A 20,561-nucleotide genomic window follows, 5' to 3' on the forward strand; every position below is an offset into this window, starting at 1 on the left:
TTCTGCACATTTGTGTTTGAGCCGAGACCTATGAGAAAGTCACTTTTCGCAAGCTACCTTCCGTTTTCCCTGGCGGTTATTGCAGTCGCCATTTTGGCATTTGGCTTGGATTATCAGACCCGCTCGGTGAACCGCACAGATCTGCGGGCCGAAATTCAGGCCGAGGCGGAGATCCTGCGCGCCCGTCTGGAAAGCCAGATCGAAGGTGGCATTCTGATTACCCGTGGTGTGGCCTCCTTGCTTAGCCGTGAGGAAGACCTCAGCCAAGGCGAGTTTTCCCGCCTGGTGCGTGGTGTGACCGAGGGGCGTGCCGATGTGATCAATGTCGCCTGGGCTCCGGATCTGGTGATCACGCGGGTCCATCCGGTAGAGCCCAATCGTGCGGCCCTGGGCGTGGATTACCGGCAGATCCCGGCCCAGCTGGATGCCATTATACGCGCCCGCGACACCGGGCAAATCGCCTTTGTTGGTCCGGTTGATCTGGTTCAGGGCGGCAAGGGGTTCATCATGCGCGTCCCTGTCTACACGGTGGATGAGCGTGACTTTGAATTTGAGGGGATCCTCTCCACCGTCTTTGAGCTGGACCTTTTCCTTCAGCGTGTTGGGCTGGGCAGCGCTGAACAGACAATTGAGGTGGCGCTGGCGCGGCTGGACGATCACGGGTTGGATCAGGATCTGTTTTACGGCGCGCCAGAGCTGACCAGCGATAGTCCGGTTAGCGCTGAGGTGCATTTTGCCGAAGGCACCTGGCGGCTTTACGCCCGCCCGATTGGCGGTTGGGCGGCGGCAACTGATCGCCTGATCTATCAACGCTTGCTGCTGTTGCTGCTGTCGGCTTTCATCCTTGTGCCGCTTTATCTGGTGAACCGCATGGCCCTGTCGCGGCAGAAAATCATCCGCGATATGGAACTCGCCGATGACCGCCTCAGCAGTTTTATCAGTAACTTCCCCGGGGTGTTTTTCACCTATGTCCAGGAAGACGGGCAGCGCGACAAGATCGATTTCATCACCGAGGCCTGCCGCGATATCTGGAATGCCTCCCCCGAAGCGATCTACGATCATCCGGGGATCCTGTGGAACGCCTTTGATCCTGAAAAACTGCCTGAGTTCCAACAAGAGGTCGAACGCTCCCGCCGGGAGGGATCCACGTGGAATTTCATTTGGCGCTCCACCACCCGCGACGGCACAGCGCGCTGGCTGGAGGGTTGGGGCCATCCCTACCATTACGAAGCAGGGCTGACACGCTGGGACTGTTTTGTGGTCGACATTACCGCCCAGCAGGCGCGTGAAGAGGCCTTTGAGCAGCAGGCCGAGATCATGCGACAGGCCCAGAAACAGGAAAGCATCGGCCAGCTGACCGGCGGTATGGCACATGATTTCAACAACATGCTGGCCGTGATCCGTGGCAATATGGAGATGCTCGAAGAGGACCTGACCGAAGAGGCCCGCGAAGACGATGAGCGGCTGGAATTTGTGCGCGGGGCCATTTTGGCGGCCGAACGTGGCAATGATCTGACCAAGAAGATGCTCAGCTTTGCCCGCCGTGCCCGCCTGGACCCCGAAGAGCTGAACCTCAATGACATCGTGCGCGAGTTGGAGGGTTGGAGTGGCCGCACCCTGCCCGCCACGATCACCCTGCGCAAAGAACTGACCCCCGATCTGCCTTTGGTGCGGTTGGACCGCAGCTCAACCGCCAGTGCCTTGCTGAACATGATGGTTAACGCCCGTGATGCGATGCCCGAAGGGGGCGTGCTGACCATCGCCACCAAAACCGCAACCCTTGATGCGCAGGACGTGGCGACGATGCCGCAGGATATTGCGCCGGGTGACTATGTGGTCGTATCGCTGCAGGACACCGGGGAAGGCATCGCCAAGGACAAGCTGGAAACAATTTTCGAACCTTTCTACACCACCAAAGGCCCCGGCGCGGGATCTGGGTTGGGCCTGTCGATGGTGCATGGTTTCATCGCCCAATCCGGCGGCGCCATTCGCGTCACCTCTGAACTTGGTCAGGGCACCAAGATCGAGTTGTTCTTTCAGGCGCTGCACGCCCAGCCCTCCAAGGAGGACAGTGAAGCGGCCCTAAAGGGCACTTCAGCAGACGCCGCACTGAGCATTCTGGTAGCCGAGGATGACCCCGATGTGCGGGACATGTTGGAACGCAGCCTGACCCGGATGGGCCATGCGGTGACCACGGCTGAGGATGGCGATGCGGCCCTTGCCCTGTTTGACGGCGGGCGCGTGTTTGATCTGTTACTGACCGATATCGTGATGCCCGGTTCCCTGCAGGGCACAGCACTGGTTGAGGCGCTGCGCCAACGCCGCCCGGGGTTTCCGGCCATTGTGATGACCGGCTACACCGATGTGCCGCTGCACGAAGGATCGGTTCTGCATCCCGATGACATCCGGCTCAGCAAGCCGGTGGCGCGTGCCGAATTGGAACGCGCCATTCACGACACCATGTCACGGCTTTAGTGCTGAAACAGTTGCCCCGGTCCGGGCAGCTCAGTGATGCCTGCCAGCCGCGCCATATGCCAGAACAGCACCTGATTTGAACTGAGCACTGGCTTGCCCAATTGCTGTTCCAGCCTGTCGATCACGCTAAAACACTGCAGGTTGGTGCAGCTGAGGAAGACCGCATCGTGATCCCCTGCCCCCACGGCCAATGCCCCTTCGGCGATAGAGGCGGGTGCGATCCGCGCCACCTTGGCCTCACTCTCCTCGCCAAAGGACAAATGACCGCTGACGGTAATTCCTGCTGCCTCAAACGCGCCGCAGAGCGGTTGTGAAACGCTGTCGATATAGGGCGTCAGAACCGCCAGCCGTTTCACCCCCAAGGCGTCACAGGCCGCGATCCCGGCGGTCAGCGGGTTGGTGACACGGGCCACATCTGTCGCCCCTTGGATCAGGCTGGCCACCCGTTCTGGCCCGATCGCCATACTGCCCGACGTGCAGCCGTAACCGATCACGTCAAAAGACACCGAAGGCGGCAACAAGGCGGCAGCCTGCGGCAGTTCGGCCTCCATCGCTTTTAGGGTTTCCGTTGTCACCTCCGCCCCGCTGGGCACCCGGCTGACGTAGCGCGCCAGCCCCGGTTGGTTGAACAGCGCGGCCTCTTGTTCGATGGTTTCATCGCTTTGCAACACCACCAGCCCAAGGGTGGCCCGATGGCCAATGGCAGGGCCCAGCTCATAGGGGAAATGGCTCATGTCGACAGCTCCGGCAAAAGACGTGGCGCCCGCGGTGACAACAGCTCGGCGCCGTGGTCAGTCAACAGGATGTTTTCTTCGTGCACAAGGCAGCGCCCCGGCGCGATCTCAATCCCTGGCTCCAGCGTCAGCACCATACCTGCCACCAATTCGGTTTCATCAAGCTGGGTGAAGCTGGGCCATTCCGTCAATGTCACCCCCAGACCATGCCCCAAACGCCCGCCTAAGGGCTGGGCGCCGTGATCGGTCAGCGCATCGGCCAGAACCGTGTGCACGTCACAGGCGCGCATGCCGGGGTGCAACTCTTTGATGGCGACCTCAGTGGCCTGCCACAGCGCCTCTTGCGCTTTAGCGGTTTCGGCATCAGTGGGACCAACCGAATAGTTCCGGTCAAAGTCGCAGAAATAGCCGTTTCGCACCGCGCCCGTGTCCAACATCAGAACATCGCCCGCCTGCAGGGGGCGATCATCGGCGGGGGAGATCACATCGCCATAGCCCCCCGGCCCAGCACCGCCCGCGACATAGCTGACCCAATCAGCACCTTCTTGCAGCAGGGCGATCTGAAAAGCGCGGAACACCTGCGACAAGGGCACGCCAGCGCGGGCAAATTCCGGCACCCGGTCAAAGACCCGGCCCGCAATGGCGCAGCTTTCCCGGATCGCAGCGACCTCAAGGTCTGATTTCACTTCGCGCACCCGCTGCAGCGTGTCCGTTCCATCCACGATCTTGCGATCACCGATCCTGCGCTGCACACAGGCAAAATCCGCCAACGGTGCGCGCAACTGGGTTTCCAGCCCCATTGGCACCGCAATCGCCCCAGCCTCTGGCACCAGATCGCTGAGGGTTTGCGCCAAAAGGCTCACGCCATCATCGCGGGGGTCGGGGGCGGGCCAGACGCGGATATCCTCAATCCAGCAGCGCCCCATCAGATCCGCGCCGATGGCAGGAATAACCGCAACAGGCGCGCCCTTGGCAGGGATCACCATATACCAAGGCCGCGCCGGGCTTTCCCAGAACCGGGTCAGAAACCCGGTGACGTAAAACACATCGGCAGCGGTGGTCAGCAACAAGGCGTCTTGCCCGGTAGCCGCCATGCGGGCCTGCAGGGCGGCAATGCGGCGTTCATATTCGGCGCGCGGAAAAATCAGTGACCGTTCAGCCATCTTCTGGGCCCTCGCTGAGGATGGTCAAAACCCGGGCGTCTTTGCCAAGCCCCGGAACGCCCGCCAGCAAGGCCGCCAACCCTGCCCCGCCAGAGGGTGTGGTGGCCAGATCATGATTGGCCAGTGTCGCAGCACCTGCGGCGGCCTGTTCTTCGGTGATGGTCAGGAAGGCATCGGCATCGTTGGCCAGACCGGCCAGCGCCACCATCGACGCAGTTTTACAATCCAATCGCCCCATCTCAGACACGGGGCCGGTGGATTCAACCAGCTTACCGGCCTCGATCGAGGCAATCAGCGCCGGGGCAAAAGCGGGTTCCACCACCGTGATCCGGGGCACATCCCCCCAGGCGCGCCGGGCATAAGCGGCAACTGCAGCGGCCAGCCCGCCAACCCCGGCCTGCAACAGAATGTCGGTCGGTGGTTCCGGAATCTGCGCCACCGCTTCGGCCGCCAGTTGGGTATATCCCTCCATCACCCGGTAGGGACGTTCGGTGTAGCCGGGCCAGGATCCGTCAGACAGCAGGCTCAGCCCGTCAGCCTCAGCCCCCTTGGCGGCGGCGTCCATGCTGGCCTCATAATCCGCGCCGGCCCGAACAACCTCAGCACCAATGCCGCGCAGACGCTCAGCAAAGGCTTCCGGCACGGTTTCGGCCAGGTAGATCACCGCGCGGGCGCCAAACACCCGCGCCCCTGCTGCCAGCGACAGCCCGTGATTGCCAGCGCTTGCCGTGACATAGGCCCGGCCCTTCAGGGTCTCTTCCCAGGCCAGGTCTGGCGTGGCTTCACGCGCGGCGGCGGCGTCACGGGCAATACAGTAGGCCGCGCCCAGCGCCTTGAAGCTGCCCAGCCCCATGCGCTGGCGTTCGTCCTTGATCCAAACCTCCCCAACGCCCGCAACCTGCGCCAACTCCGGAACCGCGCGCAGCGGGGTTTCACGGTGTTTAGGGCACAGCGCCAAAAGCTGTTCTACCGCCTCCACCTCAGCCGAGGGACGCAGCGGTCCAAACCGGTCGGCACTGTCTTGGCCACGATAGGGATTGGTCACGTGGTGGGGCATCGGGTTTCCTTCCTGTGATTGCTCAATCAGCGTAGCGAAAAGCGGCGGAGCATTCCCGGATTTCTACGCCGCGTGCGGGCGTATTTTCCGACGATCAGAGTCTGTTTGATCCGAAAATCGGACGTGATAGAAGAAATCACCCGCTAGTGACCACAGGATCGGATCATGGACCCGTTTGACCGCGCTTTGCTGGATGCCCTGCAAACAAACAACCGCCAAACCGCTGAACAGCTGTCAGCGCAGGTGGGCCTGTCGCCGGATGCCTGCCGCAAACGGCTGTCCAAACTGCGTCAGTCCGGAGTGATTGAGGCAGAGGTGGCCGTGCTGAATCCCGAAAAACTAGGCCGCGGCCTGACCTTGGTGGTGGAGGTCACGCTGCGCTCAGAAAGCCCTAGTGAGATTGACGCCTTCCAGACCCGGATGCTGCAGGCGCCCGAGGTCATGCAGTGTTTCTATGTCACGGGGGAGGCAGACTTTGTACTGACCCTGACAGCCAAGGACATGGCGGATTATGAGGGGTTCACCCGGCGGCATTTCTTTGACGAAGCCAATATCGCCAAATTCCGCACCAATGTGGTGATGAAGCGGGTGAAATCCGGGCTGACGATACCGCTTGCCAGCCCGGAGATGTCTTAGAACTTGGCGATCAGGTTCAGGAACACGCCGCGGCCTTCATAGGAGATGTTAGCCATGTCGTCCGAGACCTCACCCCATTCATAGCCAAGGCCCAGCTTCACGTTGTTGCCAAGGTGACGGTAGAGGCCAACCAGCGCGCCGGTTTCGGTCAGATCGCTTTCTTCGGTGTACATCACGCGGCCTTCCAGCATCGCGTCCCATTTGTGCACCACGTGCCAGTCCAGCCGCAGGATGCCCAGATGGGCGGTGCTGGTGCTCTCTTCCCCGCTGCTGCGGTCGCGCAGTTGCGACCGGCGATAGCCATATTTGGCCCCCAGCGACAGTTTCGGGCTAAGATCATAGTCCACATCGACCGAGAGGATATGGCTTTTCTGTTGCGGCCCTTCGGTATCGCCGGTGACGGTGACCTGATCGACGCCGGGCAGGTCATGCAGGTAGCTGTAGCGCAGCAACATGTTCAGCCGCTCATGCATAACCGGGCGATAGGCATAGCCCAAAGCGGCTTCAACATATTCTCCGTCACGGAAACTGTCGCCTTCATTGCGGGACACAAGGGCATCCAGATTGGCCAGAAAACGCCAGTCATCATTGACTTTATACTCATAGCCACCGCTCAGCGCCCAGGTCTTTGCATCCTGTGTTGCGTCGTCACCATCTTCGACGCGGTATTCCAACCGCAGACGGGCGCTTTGGTCTTCACCGTCCTGATAGGCCAAACCAAGCGAATAGGCATCGCGATCGAAATCGCCGTTCACCGCATCCCGTACCTCACCGCTTTCGATCGCGCCGGAGAAGGTCCATTTGGCATCTGGCGTATAGGTGACGCCATAGCCTCGGGTCAGTGACCGGCGATCGCCAAACAGATCCCAGCTGTTTTCAGCTGTCACCGTCAGGGTATCTGTCTTTTTGTGGCTACCGCCCAGCGTGAAGGTACCGCCGTCTCGGCCGGTCAGGCTGCTGCCGGGACCGGACCGCGTGGGATCCAAGGTGTAGCCAAGGTAGATTTCGTTATCTGCCGTCGCGGCGTAGCGCAGGTTCAGCTTGGCGCCGCGCCCTTTGTCCCCGTCCGAAGCCTCACCATCCGCGACGAGTTTTTCGGTCAATTGGCTAGAAAACCCGATGCCGGCGCGATTGTCCGGCGCCAGACCGCCGGTGCGTTCCAAGTCACCCTGAGCGAAGACATAGAGGCTATGATCCTCTTCGGGTTGGAACGTCAGTTTAACTGCAGCTGCCGTGCGGGTGCCGGTTTTGCCGGCATCCGCTGCAACAGTGCGATCTTCATGGCCCAGCGCCAGATCCAGCGCCAGTGTATCGCTCAGCTGATAAGACAGGCGCAGCTCCCCTTCACGGCGGCCGTCGCCGCCTTCTTTCTCAAACTGCTCCAGATCCAGACCAAATCTCAACCGGTCACTCAGCTCAGCCGACAGCTGCATGCCGATGACCTGCTGATCCTCACTTACCTCTTCGCTCAGGGTGGCGAACCCGGCTTCTTTGCCCTCGGCATAGAGGTAAAGCTGACCTTCCCGCTTGGCCCCCAGATCGGTCAGATCCAGATCCGCCTCAAAGCGATAGGCACGGGCCTTCACGCTGCTTGGTGCGCTGCTGGTATCGATATTCAATCCGCCAGTGGTTGAGGTCGACCGCCCAAATCCCGCGCCGCGGCTTTCCACCACTTCGGCACGGATTTGGCTGTTTTCGCCCAGTCGATAGGTCAGATCGATCCCGGCGGCCTGCTGATCCGCATCCCCGCTCTGTTCGGACATGCCCGACAGGCCCAAGCGCAAGCGGTCTGTCAACTGCGCCTCAACACGTGCACCAATCGATGCCCCGTCAAGATCACCCGCCAGCGGGGTGTATTCATATTGGGCCACGAGATTGACGTCATACTCATTGCTGCCGCCGATCAGGCCGCCATCTGTAGTGGAGCTGGGCAGCGGATCGGTTAGGATCAAGACGCCCTGCATATGATCCACCTCATAATCCTGCCCTTCCTGCATGGGGGCACTGCGCACCACCCGGCCGGTGTCTGGATCAACCGTCTCAACACTCAACCGCAGCGATCCGCCAAGGATATCCTGACGGGTCAGGAAATAGACCGACCCACCGGTGCCGCGCAGGATGTCGCGCTGTGGCAGGCTGTCGGGCTGCGCCGCAAACAGGGTGGCTGCTAGTTTCGGCGCGCCTTCGCTGTTCACCGACGGTGAGGCATAGCGCAGCTCAGCCCCATAAAGGGCGCGGGATTGATTGAGGAAATGGCTGCCGGTCAGTTCAGCGTCAAAATCGCCCCAAGTGAAGCGGCTGCCGCCCTTTTCCACCCGGACATACACACGACCCTGCGATGGCGTATCGTCATAGGCGCTGCTGTCATCGCCATAGGTGGGATACATATCCTCAGGATCCAGGCGCAGCAGCACGTTGCGCGGATCCTTTTCGTTCAGTCGCTGGAAGATGCCATCCAAATCCCCTTCGCCCGTGTCGGCGGAGGAGGTGATTTTGTAGCCGGAGGCCAGCTTGGCACTCACGTAATAGGCCAGCCGACCCTCGGCATAGTTGCGTTCAAAATCCGGATCCGCTTCGCCCAGATCATCACGCATCCGCCGCCCGATGGTCAAATCCGCCAGCACCACATAGAACTGTTCGGATTTAGGGATCCGAATGTCGCGGCGAATGGCCTCGGCCTGCCCGTCAGACAGCAGGCGCACGTCAATGCGATGCTCACCTTCAGGCAGGATCTGGCTGGTGACAAACCGGCCAGAGCCATCCACCGGCACCTGCGCGCCCATGACCTCCACCACTGCGCCAGCTGGCAGGGATGTGCCATGTGCCGTCACTTCGCCGCCAGAAATGCGGATGTTGCGGATGGCGGTGCGATCTTCGCCCCCGCCTGCCGCGACCAGCTCCGGCCCGGTGGTGTTATGTCTGTCGTGATCACCAGACAGCCGGGTCAGTCGTAAAGGTTGGGTTTCATCAAACCGCCCCGCCGCATCATAGACCCGCAGCACATAGGCGTAATCGCCCGATCCCCCATCAGGCATGGACCAACCCGCCTGACCGTTTGAGGACATCGGCAACACCGCCACGGGTTTACGCCGGTTGGCGCGATCCAGAATGCGCAGTTCGGCCCGGTGGATGAAATAGGCGTAGTTCGCGCTGCTGCGGAAGGTCACCACCTCACCAGCGCGATAGCCCGCCCGCAGGTCTACGGTCGAAATATTCAACCGCGCCACGGGGTTCAGCCCGTCAAACCGGATATCAACAGCGGCCTTTTCGGCGATCATGTCATTTGGGCGGCGGGGGTCACGCGGCGGCGCGCTGCCGGCCACATGGGTGTCATCGATTGAGATCGAGAACCCCACCTCTTCGAACCGCCCCTCAGGACGGGTGGTGATCAGCTCAGCGTTTTCCCCAACAGGCATATCCACCACGATATCGGCGTTGGACCGTGCGCAGCCTTCGGGCTGGGGCACCAAGGCCTCATCACAGCGCTCGCCAGCCCATGCGGGCGCGCCCCAGAGGCTGGCCAGAGCGGTGCCGATCATCAGTGAAGAACGCAAAGCGGTTGTGCGGCCCGGACGGGCAACAGTCATAATAGGCATCAGTCTGTCCTTATTTCCGGGTCTCAACGAAGGTTCGCTCGATCGTCAGTTTGACCTGACTGATCTTGGGCCATTCCCGCCTGAGATGGCGTGCCACCAGTTGCATGTGTTGCCGGGCGCGCCGTTTGTCGGCACCGGTTGGTGCCTCCCCCAGGTGATAGGCCAGCCGCAGATGCACCGCTTCGGCCTTGATCTGTGGCAACAGCTGCGCCAACCCGGCAATCAGCGGATCACTCAGGCGTTTGCGCCCCTCAGCGTCGGTCACAAAGGCCACATCGCTCAGGTCCACCCGCACCACACGGGTGATCGCCGCGCCAAAGTTCAGCTCACTCATCTTGCCGGGGGTCAGGCGAATGACGCGCGGGTTCTCCGTGGTCACGCGGTAGCCCGCAGGCAGGGATCTGGTGTCGAGTTTCAGGATGAAGCTCGAACCGCGATCTGCCGGCAGCATGGCGCAGGGCACATGGAAGCGGCCGAACTCATCGGTGGTGATGAGGGTGCCATCAACGCCCACCACACGGGCCGCTGGCAGACCAGCCTCCCCTTCGTTCTGGTAGCCATCCCGGTTTTCATCCTCAAACACCTTGCCGATCACGTCACCGCAATCAAACACCGGTTCGGGCAGGATCCGCACCGTTGCGGTGGCTTCCTCGGCCAGAAGTGTGCCGTTATCCGGATGGCGAACAGTCGCCCGGTTGATGTGATCGCCCACATCTGCACCGCTGCTGACCCGTGCTGACAAGGTCAGCGTGTAGGTGGTGAGCGGCGGCAGGGGCACGTCATCCCAGGTGATCACTCGTCCGGCCACAACAACCGGATGCGGCGCGCCTTCAAGGGTGGCTGAACCTTCGACGTAGAACAGCCCATCCGGCAGCACATCGACGATATCGACCGTGCCTGAGACAAAGACGTTCTCATTCTCAACGGTGATCGTGTAGGGCACCACCGATCCACGCTCCACCACACCACGCGGCGTGGTTTTGGTGATCGTCATGCCCTGATCCGTTATGACGGCTGACAGGATCAGCTCAGTCGGGTCATCGACCATGTTGACGTCGGTGTCGATGTCATCATCTGAGACATCGGTCACCACCCGCGGTGCGGATGTGAACATCGGCGGATAGTCCGAGGTGCCGCGCCCGGTGACCGAGTTCAGCAGCCCACCTTCGGTGACCGACTGAATAGTCAGGGTGTAGCTGGCGGTATAGGTCGCGGTTTCGCCAATTTCCAAACGCCCCTCGGCCGAGGCGAGGTCGGCAGACACAAAGACCGGCAAGGCATCCAGCGACAGCGGCGTCCCGGTGCGGCTGGTCAGCGTGTCCACCAGCGAGACAGAGGTCAGCGGCACGTTGCCGGTGTTGGTCAGGGTGATCGTGTAATCAACCCGGTCGCCCACACCGTCAGCGCCATCGCCATTGTCGACCAGCAACTGCGATTTTACGGCCTCAATCGATTCAATCGGGTTCTGCACCACGGTTTCCACCGCATCGTCACAGATCGCCGGATAGGCGACGCTGCAGATTTCATAATGCACCTCATAGGCGCCCGCCGGTTGGCCCGGGGCCAGGGTAATCAACCCAGTCGCCGGATCCAGCGTCACGCCCGGATCCTCTGACAGCACGGAAATCGTCACAGTTGCCAGCGTGGCCGGATCCCCCAGCACCGTGTCCGAGGCCAGCATTGAGGTGGTTGTGCCACCGTCTGTGCTGAAGGCCGGGAACAACTCCGCCAGGGCCTCAATCGCGGCAACAATCGCCAGGTCCGAGTCGGTGTCGCTGACCTGTTGCGGCGTGCCGGTGACATCAAGGTAGTCGCCGGTCACGGTTGCAGTGTTGGGTACCTCACCGGCATCGATGTCGGCCTGCAGCAACGGGTAGCTGCCTGTCAGAACCACCGCATTTGCGGCCCCCGGCGCCAGCGATGGGATCACCGGATTGGTGATCACTAGCCCAGGCATCGGATCGGTGACCGTGACATTGGTCAGGGTCACGTTGCCGGTGTTGGTCACTGTGAACTCATAGCTCAGCGGATCACCAGCGACAGCCTGCGTGGTGCGGTAGATTTCATCCTGCGCCTCTTTCTCAAGGGTGATCGCAGCATTCTGCGTCACCGGCGACGCGGTTGGATCATCGGTGCCGGTCGCAGTGCCGGAAACATCCGTGACATCCGGCCCGGTGGGCGGTGTCCCGGTGACACGGGCCTGATTGACCACCTGTCCTTCGTCCAGATCAGCCTGCGTCAGGGTATAAGTCACACTGACTGCGGTGCTGACCGACTGCCCCGGTGCCAGCGTCAGCGGACTCAGCGGTGTGACCAGCAGATCACCCCCCAACATCGGGTCATTGATCTGCACATCGCTCAGCGTCACGTTGCCGGTGTTTTCGACCGCGAAAGAATAGACAATCGGATCGCCCACTACGGCCGGGGTCTGCACCCCTGACACATCTGCCGTTTTCACCAAGGCAATGCTGGGCCGCTGCGGCAGCACCGCAGTTGTCGGACCGTCCGTGCCTGTGGTGGTGCCGGAATCATCCTCAACCAATGTGTTATAGGGATCACGGCCGGAGGTATCGGCGTTGTTGACCACCTGACCGGCATCAATGTCTGCCTGCGTCAGCACGTAGGTTTCAGTGAAGCTATGGTTAGCCCCCATCGCCAGGGAGATGGTCGGGGACAAAAGCGCGCCACCCAGCAGCGGATCTACGACCTGAACATCGCTCAGATCCACGTTGCCGGTGTTGGTCACGGTAAAGCTGTAGGTCAGCGTATCGCCCGCCTGGGGTGTGGTCAGAATACCCGAAACGGTTTTCACCAGATCGATCGCCGGGGCCACGCCTGGGGTTGCCGGAGTCGGATCATCCTCATTCGCATCATTGCCGCGACCGTTATCATTCCGGTCGGGATTGCCGCCATTGTCGGACAGATCGCGCAGCCATGGGTTGGTTGGGTAGATCTGGCCCGACAGAACCCCATCGCCCTGAACCTCAGCCTGATTTTCATAGAGATGCCCACCGGGTTGCGCCGCAGGCAGTGGCACGGTTGGTTGCACCCGGATGGTGAAGTCTATGACGCACTGCGTATCTGCAGACAGGGTGATGCCGGTGGCGACGATTGGGTCCCCGCTGCCATTAAATCCGGGATGTGCCCCGCCACAAACACTGCTTGGCGCGGTGGTCACCACATAGGTGCCCGGTGCCATCGGATCGTTTGCCGGATCCGCCAGGGTGGCGAGCGTTCCAAAACTGGGTGCCGCACCACTCAGCGGGTCCATCACGGTGACGTTTTCCAGATCTTCCAGGCTGAAGTTCTCAACCGTCAGACCAAAGGTCACATCAAAGGATCCATCGGCGTGCATCACCTGATTGGTGATCTCTTTGGCAATGCCAATACGCGCCTGCGGCACCATGGCAAACAGATACCCGGTGGTGCTGGTGTTTGCAGGCAAGGTGATCGCCGCAATATCGGTGCTGTTCTGGGCGGTGCCGCCTAGCGTGCCGGGCGTGTCTGTCCCGTCGCTGAGGTAATCCTCTGACACGCTGCCACGGCGCACCTGATAGGTGCCCTGCGGAACATAGTCGAACTGATAACCGCCGTTGGCATCCGTGGTGACCGTCCGTGTGACCGACTGGCCGTCAAACGAGGTACCTGTCAGGGTCATGGTGATGCCCGCGATGCCGGTATCGCCCGCGTCAACCGCCGCGTCATCATTGAAATCACGGAACAAACGACCAGACAGAACCGAGGAGTTTACGCTGACCGAGCCCGAGTTGCTGTTGTTGCCCGGCGCCATATCCAACGAGAAGCTGTCGACCGTCGCGGTGTTGGTGAAGACATGTGGCAGGCTGCTGACTGAAACCAGCTGAACCGGAACGGTGATATCCACCTCCCCGCCAGAACTAACGGTGCCCAGATCACAGGTGAAAGACGTCCCACCAGCCGCACCGGTACAGGTGCTGGCCGTGATGGAACCGCTGACCACAGCAACACTTGGCGTGCCGGTCAGCTCCATCCCGCTGGGCAGGGTATCTGCCACCTCAACCTCATCCGCCTCGGCCAGAATGGCGCCGGTGGGCACGTGAGGGCCGACGTTGTTGCGGACACGGATCACAAAGGTGAAGTCATCACGCAGGTTGACCGAGGCCGCGCTGGGGGTCTTGCTGACCACCTCCATATCGGCGCGGGTCCGCACGGTAGTACCTTCGGTGGTGCTGTCATTCGTGCTGTTGGTGTCATAAAGCGACGCCGCCCCGAAGGAGCTGACCGAGACCGAGTTGTCGTAGATCCCTTTGGTCACCCCCATCGCCGTCAGGGTGATGGTGCGCACCTCACCCGCTGGGATCAGGTCATAGGAACAGGTCAACGTGCCGCCAACCGCGCTCACCGCAGGAGCCGTACAGACACCACCGGGCGCAGTGTAGGACTGATAGTTCAGACCCGCCGCCGGCATGGTGTCGGTCACAACCACATCTTCGGCATGGCTGGGGCCGCCGTTTTCCACGGTGATGGTGTAGGTCGTTTCCTGACCGACTGCGACCGGATCAATATCCTCGGTCTTGTTCACGATCAGATCCATCGCCGGGATCGTCACCGTGGTTGTTTCGGTGGTGCTGTCATTGCTGGTATCGGTCTGCACCGTGCTGGTGGCCACCGATACCGCATTGGTGATGGTGCGGGGGTAGACGCCCGCGCTGTGGTTCGGCCGTACAACAACCGTCACCGTGCGCTGCGCCCCATTGTTGATCCGGCCCAGATCACAGACCAACTGATCGTTCAGCGCGGTGATGGCATCGCCCGCGGTTGGCACCGTGGTACAGCTGCCCGCCGAGGGCGAGGCTGAGACAAAGGTCACGCCATGCGGCAACGTATCGGTGATCGTCACATCATCTGCGGCGCTCAACCCGTCATCGGTCACGATCGCGGAAATTACATAGGTCAGGTTCTGACCCGCCGGCACCGAGCCGGGCGAGCCAACCTTGCTGACGGTGACATCCGCACGCGGTGTCAGGGTAAAGCTGGCGCTGTCTGTGTTGTTGGTCAGATCGCCATCCGCCACCCCCATCGAGATTACATCGACCGTATTGGTCCGGCTGCCACCATTGCCACCGGGGCGCACCTGCACCTCGATGATTGGGCAGTCACCACCGCTGCCAGGGGTACATTGGCGCAGGGTGTCAATATCACAGAACAGCTGGCGTGAGGTCCCGCCCAACACGGTATCCGTGTTACAGGTGATGCCGGAGGCCGAGTTTGAAGTGACGGACCAGCCAACAACGCCAGAATCCGTCGGACCCACAGCATTGTTGATCAGGCCGGTCAGGTCATCAGTGACCTCAACATCCAATGCGTTAAAGGGATCTGGGTTGATCACCTCGATGTAGTAGGTTTGCACCTCGCCAGCGGCCAAAGTTGCCAGTGCCGTTGTTTTCGAAACGGTGATATCGGCCGATACTGCAACCTGATGCACACTCAGGATGACCGACGCATTGTCGTTGCCCGCGTTGTCGTCCACCAGATTGGGATCGGGGGAGGTCACGGTGACCCGGTTGGTGGCATCGCCTTCCGCCAGTGTTTCGGTTTCCAGGATCAGATCAGGCGTCGTGCTGTCTTCCGGCAGCGGGCTTGCCTCGGTGTAGGTTCGGCTACAGGTCACATCGTTGGGGCCGTCCACCGGCGCGGCGGGGCTACAGGACCAACCGCTGCCCCGGTACCCAGTGAAACGCAGCCCAGCCGGCAGGCTGTCGGTCAAAATCACCGTGCCCCAGAAATCCGTGTTGCCGCGGTTTCGCGCGTTCAGCGTAAACTCATAGGTGTTGCCGACAACACCAAGGGCCGGGAACGGACCCGTTTTATTGGCATCCAGATCGATGAAGGGCTGAACAATCGTCGCTTCGCTGTCGCTGTCGCTGTTGTTGCTCAGATCCGGGTCCAGGGGGGAGGTGGATGAAATCGTTGCGGTGTTCTGCGCCGTGCCTTCGGACACAACGGTCACATTCACCGTCACATCGCCAAGGTCCACATTTGCCCCTGCAACGGTTCCATCGGTCATGTCACAGGTCACAACCTGGCCGAGGAACCCACAAATCCAGTCACTGCCCCCATCAGGCACAATGCTGTCGATCGCGTAGTTCACCGGCAAGGTGTCGACGATCTGCAACCCCGTTGGGCTGTCACCGGTGTAGCTGGACGACAACGTAAAGCTGACCGTGTCCCCAACCAGAAGATTGCCGTTTGGCGAACGGGACTTGCTCAGCCGGATGTCGCTGCCAGCGGTGACGGATGTGTCGATCGTGTCGGTGTCATTGCCATCAATCGGGTCCAGCGGATCCGCTGTGTGGACACTGCCAAGCGGCGAAATCGTCGAGCCTGAGGCGGCTGAGATCTGACCGGTAAAATCAAAACTACGGCTCGCGCCAAGGGCCATGGGACCTGTAATCGTACAGTCAAACCCATCCGCCCCGGCAGAACAGCCCGCCGGCGGGGTCACATTCATCAATCCGCTGGTGGTCGGGAACTGCAACGCCGCGGAGCTGAGCGTATTTGGGCCATTGTTTGTGACCACAAATGTGTAGGTCACCATGCTGCCTGACGCCGCGGTTGTTGGGCCGCTGATCGTGACACCCAGGTCAGAACCTGCACTCACAGTGGTTGTTTCTGTATCTTGGTTGTTGCCGGTCTGCGGTGCGTCGGTGGTATCTGTGATTGCGGCGGACAGGGATAGGTTGCCCATCACCTCTGACAGGATGTTAACCTGCGCCGCAACGCTGCCCTCTCCGGCCAAAGCCGGCACATCACAGCGCACCACGGTGGGGCCCGTCGCTGTTGCTGGCAGACAGGGGCCCATATCACCGGTCATTCCGGTAAACTGGCTGTTGGCCGGGATCGTCAGATCCACGGAGGTTGCGGTTATCGGATCAAGACCACTGTTGGAAATGGACAGACTGTAGGAGATCAGGCCACTTGCCGGCGTCGGGTCATAGCCCGTGTCTTCCAGGTTCAAAACCCAGTCGACGTCTTGTGCCTTAACCTGATTGGGAACCAGAGCCGCCAGACCAAACCCCAATACCATAACAATCGCACCGATCCGCAGATCAGCCCCACCTGCGCAGAGCTTGCGCAGGGCCTTAACCAAAGTCTTCATATTTGCCCGTTTGTCGCTCCACGCTCTCACGCGGATCGTCCCCAATCCTTACCTATACGCGAAACCCCTGAACTCAGAGGCCAACCCACTCACACTTCACCCTGCAACAACCAGACCATCCACTCTTCGCGGCAGATTGATCGACATTGTTAACTACGTCCGTTTTCGGTGTTTCTTTACGTAAAGGGAAAGGTGTCTTCTTTGAGAGGTGTAAAATCCGGTGCAGAATTGACACGAAATCAGGAAAATGAAGCCCGCAAATCCGTAAAACTACGGGATTACAACATCTTATGTCGGAGTATGCAAAGGCGCGTAGGGGGCGCCCTAAACGGATAGCTACCCATTTGCTTCACAGCGATTCGGTGAAATGCAACGGGTTTTCTTAGCACTTGTCGCAGCAGTGACAGCGGACAGACCGCCAATTCATGCGCAAGGTCGATCCAAATACAGCCATCTGGACATCACAGCTATAGGTTATTTCGCTGAACGACGCAGTACCAGTCATACTGCAATTCACGTCCCTCAAACACCGAACAACGGCCGCCCTTTTTTGGGCGGCCGTTGTTCGGTGTTTTGGGTTTAGTATCGATTAGAGAGGATTTGGTATTTATTAGGTTTGGCGGTGACCTACTCTCCCACGCCTTAAGACGCAGTACCATCGGCGCTTCGGTGCTTAACTTCCGAGTTCGGGATGGGATCGGGTGTTTCACTCGTGCTATGACCACCAAACCGAATAAATACCAAGGGGCAATTTTGTTAGCCCTGATATCAACTGTTGTCCAAGTGTTTTCACTTAGGTGTGTATGCTTTTGATTTGTCTTACTTTTACTGGATCAAATCAAGCCTATCGGACCATTAGTACCAGTCAACTGAATGCGTTACCGCACTTACATCTCTGGCCTATCGACGTGGTGGTCTACCACGGTCCTCAGGGATACCTTGTTTTGAGGGGGGCTTCCCGCTTAGATGCCTTCAGCGGTTATCCTTTCCGTTCATAGCTACCCAGCACTACCGTTGGCACGATAACTGGTCCACCAGTGGAACGTTCACCCCGGTCCTCTCGTACTAGGGGCAACTCCTCTCAAGTATCCTACACCCACGGCAGATAGGGACCGAACTGTCTCACGACGTTCTAAACCCAGCTCACGTACCTCTTTAAATGGCGAACAGCCATACCCTTGGGACCTGCTCCAGCCCCAGGATGAGATGAGCCGACATCGAGGTGCCAAACACTGCCGTCGATATGGACTCTTGGGCAGTATCAGCCTGTTATCCCCGGCGTACCTTTTATCCGTTGAGCGATGGCCCTTCCACGCGGGACCACCGGATCACTATGGCCGTCTTTCGACTCTGCTCGACTTGTCAGTCTCGCAGTCAGGCTGGCTTCTGCCATTGCACTCAACGAGCGATTTCCGACCGCTCTGAGCCAACCTTCGCGCGCCTCCGTTACTCTTTAGGAGGCGACCGCCCCAGTCAAACTACCCGCCACGCAGGGTCCCGGATCCGGATAACGGACCGCGGTTAGACATCAAGCAGAATAAGGGTGGTATCTCAAGGGAGGCTCCACCAGGACTGGCGTCCTGGTTTCAAAGCCCACCACCTATCCTGCACATATTGTGCCTGATGCCAGTGCGAAGCTGTAGTAAAGGTGCACGGGGTCTTTCCGTCTAACCGCGGGAAGCCTGCATCTTGACAGGCAATTCAATTTCGCTGAGTCGATGTTGGAGACAGCGGGGAAGTCGTTACGCCATTCGTGCAGGTCGGAACTTACCCGACAAGGAATTTCGCTACCTTAGGACCGTTATAGTTACGGCCGCCGTTTACCGGGGCTTCAATTCGACGCTCTCACATCTCCTTTTAACCTTCCGGCACCGGGCAGGCGTCAGACCCTATACGTCGTCTTGCGACTTCGCAGAGCCCTGTGTTTTTAGTAAACAGTCGCCACCCCCTGGTTTGTGCCCCCAGCCACTAGTTGCCTAGAAACTGGGCCTCCTTCTCGCGAACTTACGGAGGTATTTTGCCGAGTTCCTTCAACATCGTTCTCTCAAGCGCCTTGGTATACTCTACCAGTCCACCTGTGTCGGTTTAGGGTACGGTCTTAAAGAGGGGCTATTTCCAGGGACCACTCAGCAGCCCAGACAATCCGTTAAGCCTGAACTACCTCTGTGATCCGTCACCACCTCACGGCCTAGGAATATTAACCTAGTTCCCATCGACTACGCCTTTCGGCCTCGCCTTAGGGGCCGGCTTACCCTGCTCAGATTAGCTTTAAGCAGGAACCCTTGGACTTTCGGCGACAGGGTCTCTCACCCTGTTTGTCGCTACTCATGTCATCATTCTCACTAGTGATCTCTCCACCGGATCGCTCACGCGCCGGCTTCACAGAAAGCTCCTTATCCTCCAAGGCGATCCGAGGATCGCTAAAGAGGATTGGAGCTATGTCACACTACGCTCTGCTACCATGCACTATGTGCATCCTCAGCTTCGGCTCATGGCTTGAGCCCCGTTACATCTTCGCCGCAGGACAACTTATTTAGACCAGTGAGCTGTTACGCTATCTTTAAAGGATGGCTGCTTCTAAGCCAACCTCCTGGTTGTTTTGGTCGTCCCACCTGCTTTCCCACTTAGCCATGAATTAGGGGCCTTAGCTGGAGGTCAGGGTTGTTTCCCTCTCCACGACGGACGTTAGCATCCGCCGTGTGTCTGCCATCTAGTACTCCCGGGTATTCGGAGTTTGGTTAGGATCAGTAAGCCTGTGGGGCCCCATTACCCATCCAGTGCTCTACCCCCCGGGGTATTCGGATGACGCTCTACCTAAATAGATTTCGCAGAGAACCAGCTATCTCCGAGTTTGATTGGCCTTTCACCCCTAGGCACAACTCATCCCGACCTTTTTCAACAGGTGTGGGTTCGGCCCTCCAGTAAGTGTTACCTTACCTTCAGCCTGGTCATGCCTAGATCACTCGGTTTCGGGTCTGATCCCACGAACTCATTCGCCCTATTAAGACTCGCTTTCGCTGCGCCTACACCTAACGGCTTAAGCTTGCTCGTGAGACCAAGTCGATGACCCATTATACAAAAGGTACGCCGTCAGCTCGCAAGGAGCCTCCGACTGATTGTAGGCGTTCGGTTTCAGGTACTGTTTCACTCCCCTCGTCGGGGTGCTTTTCACCTTTCCCTCACGGTACTGGTTCACTATCGGTCAGTAAGGAGTACTTAGCCTTCGAGGGTGGTCCCCCGATGTTCAGACAGGATTTCACGTGTCCCGCCTTACTTAATACGTCCTATCGAGCTTCCCATACGGGACTGTCACCCACTATGGTCAATCTTTCCAGATTGTTCTGGTCACTCTCAAGGCTCGGCTGGTCCCCGTTCGCTCGCCGCTACTAGGGGAGTATCTGTTGATTTCCTTTCCTCCGGGTACTTAGATGTTTCAGTTCCCCGGGTTCGCTCTTAAAACCCTATGTATTCAGGTTAAAAGTACTTGGTTTACCCGGTTATTGATCAGCAAAAGCTAACAATAACAGAGTATCAAGTGGGTTGCCCCATTCGGAGATCCAGGGATCAAAGCCTATTCTCGGCTCCCCCTAGCTTATCGCAGAGTATCACGTCCTTCATCGCCTCTTACTGCCAAGGCATTCACCAAACGCCCTTCTCGCGCTTGATTTGATCCAGAAAGAGTAAGACTGACGTCTTCCACCACCGGGCTGGTTCGACCGATGGCTCACTTTCTGATCAAAAGCATACTTTCCCGCTCCTTAC

7 protein-coding genes and 2 rRNA genes are annotated in these 20,561 nt (G+C 59.5%); 2 read left to right on the plus strand and 7 right to left on the minus strand.

Annotated elements, in window-relative coordinates; all coding sequences use genetic code 11:
- Positions 1 to 30 precede the first annotated feature (30 nt).
- Positions 31 to 2,475 (plus strand): CHASE domain-containing protein, encoded by a 2,445-nt coding sequence (locus ACORLH_RS19310; RefSeq protein WP_321829951.1) that lies wholly within the window; start codon positions 31 to 33, stop codon positions 2,473 to 2,475.
- On the opposite strand, the gene ACORLH_RS19315 is transcribed toward ACORLH_RS19310, so the two are convergent.
- From ACORLH_RS19315 to ACORLH_RS19325, 3 genes are read right to left on the minus strand one after another with little or no spacing between them, the layout of a single operon-like run.
- On the minus strand, positions 2,472 to 3,209 hold the full coding sequence (locus tag ACORLH_RS19315; protein WP_321829952.1) for an Asp/Glu racemase: 738 nt from the start codon (positions 3,207 to 3,209) through the stop codon (positions 2,472 to 2,474). The two genes, ACORLH_RS19310 and ACORLH_RS19315, sit on opposite strands and share 4 nt — an antisense overlap.
- Complete coding sequence (locus ACORLH_RS19320; RefSeq protein WP_321829953.1) at positions 3,206 to 4,372, minus strand: Xaa-Pro peptidase family protein; 1,167 nt, start codon at positions 4,370 to 4,372, stop codon at positions 3,206 to 3,208. Before ACORLH_RS19320 ends, ACORLH_RS19315 begins: the two co-directional genes overlap by 4 nt.
- Positions 4,365 to 5,429: a pyridoxal-phosphate dependent enzyme gene (locus ACORLH_RS19325; RefSeq protein WP_321829954.1), complete on the minus strand. Its 1,065-nt coding sequence runs from the start codon at positions 5,427 to 5,429 to the stop codon at positions 4,365 to 4,367. The genes ACORLH_RS19320 and ACORLH_RS19325 overlap by 8 nt, the downstream gene beginning before the upstream one ends.
- Positions 5,430 to 5,594: 165 nt before the next feature.
- Between ACORLH_RS19325 and ACORLH_RS19330 the strand changes: the two genes are divergently transcribed.
- Positions 5,595 to 6,065 (plus strand): Lrp/AsnC family transcriptional regulator, encoded by a 471-nt coding sequence (locus ACORLH_RS19330; protein WP_321829955.1) that lies wholly within the window; start codon positions 5,595 to 5,597, stop codon positions 6,063 to 6,065.
- Here the strand turns inward: ACORLH_RS19330 and ACORLH_RS19335 are convergent.
- The 4 genes from ACORLH_RS19335 to ACORLH_RS19350 form a co-directional block, all read right to left on the minus strand.
- Entirely contained in the window at positions 6,062 to 9,661 is a 3,600-nt protein-coding gene (locus ACORLH_RS19335) for a hypothetical protein (RefSeq protein ID WP_321829957.1), read from the minus strand. The genes ACORLH_RS19330 and ACORLH_RS19335 overlap by 4 nt on opposite strands.
- A gap of 10 nt (positions 9,662 to 9,671) precedes the next feature.
- Positions 9,672 to 16,799: a DUF7507 domain-containing protein gene (locus tag ACORLH_RS19340; protein ID WP_321829958.1), complete on the minus strand. Its 7,128-nt coding sequence runs from the start codon at positions 16,797 to 16,799 to the stop codon at positions 9,672 to 9,674.
- Positions 16,800 to 17,413: 614 nt separating this feature from the next.
- A 5S ribosomal RNA gene (gene rrf / locus ACORLH_RS19345) occupies positions 17,414 to 17,528 on the minus strand.
- 105 nt (positions 17,529 to 17,633) lie between these two features.
- Positions 17,634 to 20,466, minus strand: a 23S ribosomal RNA gene (locus ACORLH_RS19350).
- Between the last annotated feature and the right edge of the window lie 95 nt (positions 20,467 to 20,561).

This window comes from Thalassovita sp., from assembly GCF_963691685.1.
Lineage (GTDB): Bacteria > Pseudomonadota > Alphaproteobacteria > Rhodobacterales > Rhodobacteraceae > Thalassobius.